4 protein-coding genes are annotated in these 6,533 nt (G+C 45.6%); 1 reads left to right on the forward strand and 3 read right to left on the reverse strand.

Annotated features, from left to right (window positions below; all coding sequences use genetic code 11):
• The coding region (locus VN105_RS28000) for a hybrid sensor histidine kinase/response regulator (protein ID WP_325646490.1) at positions 1-999 on the forward strand (999 nt) is incomplete at its 5' end.
• Between the two features lie 93 nt (positions 1,000-1,092).
• On the opposite strand, the gene VN105_RS28005 is transcribed toward VN105_RS28000, so the two are convergent.
• The 3 genes from VN105_RS28005 to VN105_RS28015 form a co-directional block, all read right to left on the reverse strand.
• A complete protein-coding gene (locus VN105_RS28005) occupies positions 1,093-3,516 on the reverse strand; it encodes a TonB-dependent receptor (RefSeq protein ID WP_325646492.1) in 2,424 nt (807 codons plus the stop codon).
• Between the two features lie 177 nt (positions 3,517-3,693).
• Entirely contained in the window at positions 3,694-4,974 is a 1,281-nt protein-coding gene (locus VN105_RS28010; RefSeq protein ID WP_325646494.1) for an HAD-IB family phosphatase, read from the reverse strand.
• Positions 4,975-5,064: 90 nt separating this feature from the next.
• Positions 5,065-6,533: ABC transporter ATP-binding protein (locus VN105_RS28015; protein ID WP_325646496.1), on the reverse strand; the 1,469-nt coding region annotated here is incomplete at its 5' end.

A 6,533-nucleotide genomic window follows, 5' to 3' on the forward strand; every position in this document is an offset into this window, starting at 1 on the left:
CTTGTATATTCATCCGAACACCTGTTGCAATTAATTAACGATATACTGGACCTCAACCGGATTGAAAGTGAAAACCTGGAACTACATTTCTCCGAGGTGGCATTACCTGAACTGATCCAGCAGATAAAGAACCAGTTTAACCAACAAGCCGCTGCCAAAGGGCTCCGGTTAAATACTGTCGTAGATCTTAATACCCCGCGGTGTATATTGGCCGATCCAATCCGGATCAGCCAGGTGCTGAATAACCTGATAAGTAACGCTATAAAATATACTGAAAAGGGAGAAGTAACAGTATCTGTGCTTATAACAACGGAAACGGAACATAAGGTGACGTTACGGTTTTCTGTAACTGATACAGGAATAGGTATTCCTTCAGATCTTCATAAAATAATTTTTGAGCGCTTCAAACACCTCCATACCACTACCTCCCACCGGCAAACGGGATCGGGGTTGGGTTTAGCTATCAGCCACAGGTTGGTAGCCTTGCTGGGAGGTGAAATCATGCTAAAAAGCAGCTCGGGGAAAGGAACTACTTTTTACTTTGAACTGACCTTTGAAAAAATTACCACTACAACAACAGATACTGAAAAATCACAGGAGGACCTGTCTGCCTATGCAGGTAAATTCAACTGGTTGCAGGTACTTCTTGTTGAAGACACCAATATTAATATCATGGTGGCGGTGAAGCAACTGAAGTATTTCGGGATCATCCCGGATGTAGTCACAAACGGCAATGATGCAGCAAGCCTTTTACAGAGCATCAGCTATGATGTAGCACTGATCGATCTTCACATGCCTGGCATGGATGGCTATGCACTGGGGAAACTGATAAAGCAGCAATACCCGGATGTCCAGATTGTTATTTTTACTGCCGATATTCTTGCAGAGGTCAGAACACGCTTTGCCAGTTTAGATATCACACATTTTCTCAACAAGCCGGTTCGCCCGGAAGAAATGCTGGCTACCCTGCTTAAAATAACGCAGGCAAAAAAGAACTAATTCAGGTATTCTTTCAAATCATACTGGTGAACAACAAAAGATGCACTGTTTTACCAGCACACTTTTTATTGTTTTATTTTAGCAAGATAGATACTAAAAACGGTACCCGATCGTCATCCTGAAATTCCGGCGCGCTTCCACAATATAATTGTAAAAGCCGGTGGCAGTAGTAGGAATAGAAGCCGCTGTAAGCAACTGCTGGTTATCCAGCAGGTTATTCACCAGCAGGGAAACATTGTACTTTCCTTTTACATAGCTCAAACCGGCATCTGTACGGAAGTAGTTAGGGATACTGAACACCCTGGTAGCGCTTCCTACATACCTGTCTGCCATCCACTGAATCCCTCCTGTTACACCAAAGCCATTTAAAAGGCCTTTACCAATGCGGTAATTCAGCCAGGCATTGGTAATATGTGTGGCCGTATTCGGCGTAATATTTCCCACTGTTTTTGTAACGGCCGTTGGCGCCTCCTTGGAAATTTTTGAATCGGTATAAGCATAGTTTAAAGTAGCATTCAACCCCGGCAATATTTCCCCATTGATATCTATTTCCACCCCTTTGGTAAGTGTTTCTCCCAGTTGCTCCTGTACATTGGCGCCGCGACTGTCTTTTATATCCAGGTTCACCACGGAATTCTGACGGGCAATACGGTACACCGAAGCCGATGCCACCCATTTACCGTCAAACCATTCCTTCTTCACTCCCGCTTCCACATCTACGCCTTTAATGGGCTTAAAGGCATTCTGGTTGGAATCAGCACCGGCTACCGGTACAAACGACTGGTCAAATAAACCATAAATAGTAGTGGATTTATCTATTGAATAACTCAGGCCAACACGTGGTGTAAATACATTATCCTTGATCGCCAGCGCTTTGGTTCTGCCAACTGTTTCTGCATAGGTAAAACGCCCCGCCAGCGATAAACGCAAGCGGTTATTAAAGAAGCCCAGCTCGTCCTGCGCATAGGCGGATGTATAACTTACGGAAGTAACATAGCCGCCGGCGCCGGCTCTTATGGCCAAAGGCTGGGTACGGTCCGTTACCGGGAACGATGCAAAAGGAATGCTATACTCCGGGTTATACACATTGAACATTTTTCCACCGCCCATTTTAAGATCGGGAGTCAGCTGCCTGAAATCACCCCAGAATTTTTTGTTACCCATATCTACACCCGCCAGGATCCTGTGCCGCACCGTTCCGGTGTATTCTTCTCCCGATATGGAAGCCTGTGCAAAGCGATTCTGCCCTGCTTCATCGGCTATGCTGTAAGCCCTGCGCATATCTCCGTTTACCGCTATACTGTCGGCCCATACACTGTTAGCCACCATAGTGAAATTGAAATAGGCCACCTGCGCATGTGCTTCCCATTTGTCGTTAAACTTATGATCGAAGTACAGGTATACACTATGATCCTTCAATTTGCCCGGAGTGAAGGAAGGATCTCCATAAAAGAAATCATTGGAAATCTTTTCATCCAGCAATTTATTCATAGAGAAAACATAGTTGCCATTAGCCAGGTAAGTAGCTCCCTGGTAGGTATATTCCAGTGTAACAGATGTACGGTCATCAACCAGATATTTTAATACCGGTGCAAACAGGTAACGGTTGTTGTAGTTGTATTTGGTATAATAATTTTTTTGCTGACCGGCCACATTCAGGCGGTATAACAGCCTACCATCCTTACTCAGTTTACCATCGAAATCCAGGGCAGCACGGTAAGTACTGAAACTTCCCATACTGATATTCACCGCCCCCTTGGTAATACCGGTGGGCTTTTTGGTTACCACGTTGTAAAAACCTCCGGGTTCGCCGCCTGCCAGCATAAATCCTGCAGGTCCTTTCACAAATTCAATGCGGTCAATCATAGCGGCATCTTCCGCCGTTGGTCCCCAGCTAGCTTCTATGTTCATTCCGTTGCGGAACGCAGGGATCTTGGAACCACGCATCCGGATGTTGGCATACTGGTTATCCCAGTGCCCCACGCGCGTAGCACCGCTTACATTGCGCGTAATACCATCTACCAGGTCAAATGCCTGCTGATCAGCCATTACATTGGCGGAAATAACCTGTATATTCTGCGGCACTTCAAGGATAGGCGTTCTCAATCGCAATGAGCCGGAAAGACTATCATTCTTATACCGGTTCCTGGCGCCGCTTACAATTACTTCTTTCAATTGCTTGTCAGACGCCTCCAGCTGTAATCTGATCTGCGCAATCTGATCTTCTTCCACAACAATTTCCTGCGACATTGTTTTATAACCGATCAGCATTACCTGCAATGTATACTTTCCGGGCATCAGCTTCCTGAATACAAATTCTCCTTTTTCGTTGGTAAGGGTTCCCCTGTTCTTTTCTTTGATCTGCACGGCTACATAAGCCGCAGGCGCTCCGTCTGATGTAACCACCAGCCCCCTGATAGCAGATAAAGGTTCAGCAACAGCCAACACATTAACGGAAGAACATACAGTACATAAAAAGCACAGGAGTACCGCAACCCGGTTGATAAGTAAACGCATATAGGTTAATTGAATCAGTTTAAAAAATCAGGCGCAAATTAGTTCATGGTATATGAGCAAGGGTTACGGATTCGGGAAAATGGTTTGCGCAATGCGGAAAAATCCGGAAGCACTACAAAAGAAAGAAGCCGCATCGTTCAGTAACGATGCGGCTTCTCTTGTGGTTATACGGCTTCCTCAATACAATACCCGGAAGCTGATGGTATCTTTGATCTTCTTCAGTTCTTTCAAAATCCCTTTATCATACTCACTGCCGGTATCTGTGATCACATAACCGATAGCTTCATTCGTCATAAGAAATTGCGAAATAATATTGACGCGGTGATCTGCCAATACCTGGTTCACTTTTGCCATCACACCGGGAACGTTGTGGTGAATGTGGATAAAACGATGCGCGTTCTTCACCTCGGGCAGCTGGATATTAGGGAAATTACTGCTCTTAAAGGAATCTCCGTTGTTGATAAACCTGGCAATCCTTTTTGCCAGCGATTCAGGTTTATGGCTATTATCAAAGATCACAATCCCCATTTCCGTACAAAGCTGCTGCGGGATATGCTTTTTGCTGTTGCCCGGGTAGCCTATCACTTTCAGTTTCACCGCCTTTTTAAGCTGCTCCCCGCTGATCTTCTCCCCTTCTCCCAGCAGCAGTATTCCTGCTGCTGATAATAACTTATCGTCTGTTCCTGCATGTTTGATGGTAAAGCCATCTTTCTTCAGGTATTTTACTGCAGCTTCCGGTACATCTCCCGCTACCTGGCAAATGATGCGGTTCCTGGGATAGGAAATAGCGGAGGGCAGGTTATTTACATACAGAAATTCATCGAAACTGGGCGTAATATGATCTGCTTTTTCGGTAACAGATTTACGTTCTATATTTTCTGTAAACGCATAAAATTTCTTGATCATCCCGGATTCCTTCAGTTGGAAATCGGAATAGCCATCGCCAATACCATGAATTTCACCCTGGAGCTGCAATTCGTGCAGCAGCTTCACTTTACCGCCTTCATTGGAAAGAGGATTTGCGGCATCATAACCAACTATTTTCCCTTCGTCGTTAAACAGGAAAGTATTTGCGTAAATATTCTCTTTTCTGATATGAAAAGGCAGTACCACCGGTGTGATAAATTCTTTGAATCCGCCGGAAACAATCAACACATCATCCGCATGATGTTTAAAAAAATTTTTATTACGGGAGAAAGAAGTAGATACCAGTTTTTTCAGATGCTTTACCAACAGTTTCAGATGGTCTTTATTGGCTTCCAGTAGTTGCACCCTGGCAGCCAGGCTTTCCCTGAAAGAAAGCTTCCCTTCCATAGCCAGGTTAGTCAGATCTTCAATCTTCTTATAGATCTGTTCTCTTTCCGGATGATCCTGCAGGGATATGCGCGCCAGTTCATCCAATGCTTCCACCTGTGTGAAGGTGCTGTCGAAATCAATTATATAATATTTTTTGCCCACGGAACAATCATTTGGAGCACAAAAATATAAGTTTAAATAGGATTTAACAGACAATCTTGTGATTCCTGCAATTCATGGGGGTCCGCATCGCTATAAAGTCTCCCAACCGGGTTCATCTTCCTCCCCGGGCGTTTCCTTTTCCACAGCCAGTTCTGCTGTCCTTCTTTCCCCGATCTGCTGCCGCCACATGGCATAGTACAGCCCCTTGTGCTCCACCAGCTCCTCATGGGTGCCTGTTTCAGCGATCTTTCCCTTTTCCAGCACAATGATCCGGTCGGCATGCATGATGGTCGACAGCCGGTGTGCAATCAACACAGTGATCTGCTCCCTGCGGGCGGAAATACTTCTTACGGTATCGGTGATCGCCTCTTCTGTAATAGAATCCAGCGCGGAAGTAGCTTCATCAAAGATCAGCAGGCGCGGATGGCGGATCAGCGCGCGGGCAATAGAGATACGCTGCTTTTCCCCGCCCGATAATTTTACACCGCCTTCTCCCAGTTTGGTGTAGATGCCTTTACCGGAGCGGGCCAGCAGGGCAGTACAGGAGGCCTTTTCCAACGCTTCAATCACTTCTTCATCCGTAGCATCGGATTTTACAAACAGCAGGTTTTCCCTGATAGTACCGGCAAACAGTTGTGTATCCTGCGTTACAAAGCCTATCTGTCTTCTCAGCGCATTATACCGGATATCACGCGAAGGCACATCATTAAAATATATTTCTCCTTCTACAGGTTTATACAGCCCTACCAGTAATTTCACCAGGGTAGATTTTCCGGAGCCTGAAGGACCAACAAACGCAATCGTGTCGCCGGTTTCCACGGAAAAGGAAATATGGTCAATAGCGTTGGAAGTAGCGGTTTTATGCCGGAACACTACCTCGTCAAAGCGCATCTGCTGTAAATCGCCTATTTCTACCGGCTCCTCCGGACGCTCTTCCACCGGTCGTTGCATCAGTTTATGAAACAGCTGCAACGATGCCTCCGCTTCACGGTACTGGATAATGATGTTGCCCAGGTCCTGCAACGGTACAAAAATAGCCGTGGTAATAAACTGCATTGTGATCAGTTCACCGGTGGTGAGTATATTCCGGAAAATCAGCCATAGCAAAATAAACAGGATGCTTTGTTTTAAAACATTGAGCGTGGTGCCCTGTAAAAAAGATAACGTTCTTACCTGCCGGGTCTTCTCCATTTCCAGGTCGAAAATTTCTTTGGTAAAGGTTTTCAGCCGTCTTATTTCCGGGAAGGTAAGCCCCAGGCTCTTTACCAGTTCTATATTCCGGAGCGATTCTGTAATAGCGCCGGAAAGCTGCAGTGTTTCACGGTTAATAGCCCTTTGCACCGTTTTCATCTTCTTGCTGAGCAAACCGGTGAGTCCACCAAGGAAAATAATGCCGATCACAAATACAGGTATCAGCGCCCAGTGTTTGGTAATAGCATACCAGATCAGGAAACCCATGCCTACCAGTGAGGTGAACAAAATATTAATAAAAGCAGTAATGAACCTTTCTGTATCTGTTCTTACCTTTTGCAGTACAGCCAGGGTTTCTCCGCTCCGCT

Origin of the sequence: Chitinophaga sp. (assembly GCF_035564935.1) — a bacterium.
GTDB lineage: Bacteria > Bacteroidota > Bacteroidia > Chitinophagales > Chitinophagaceae > Chitinophaga.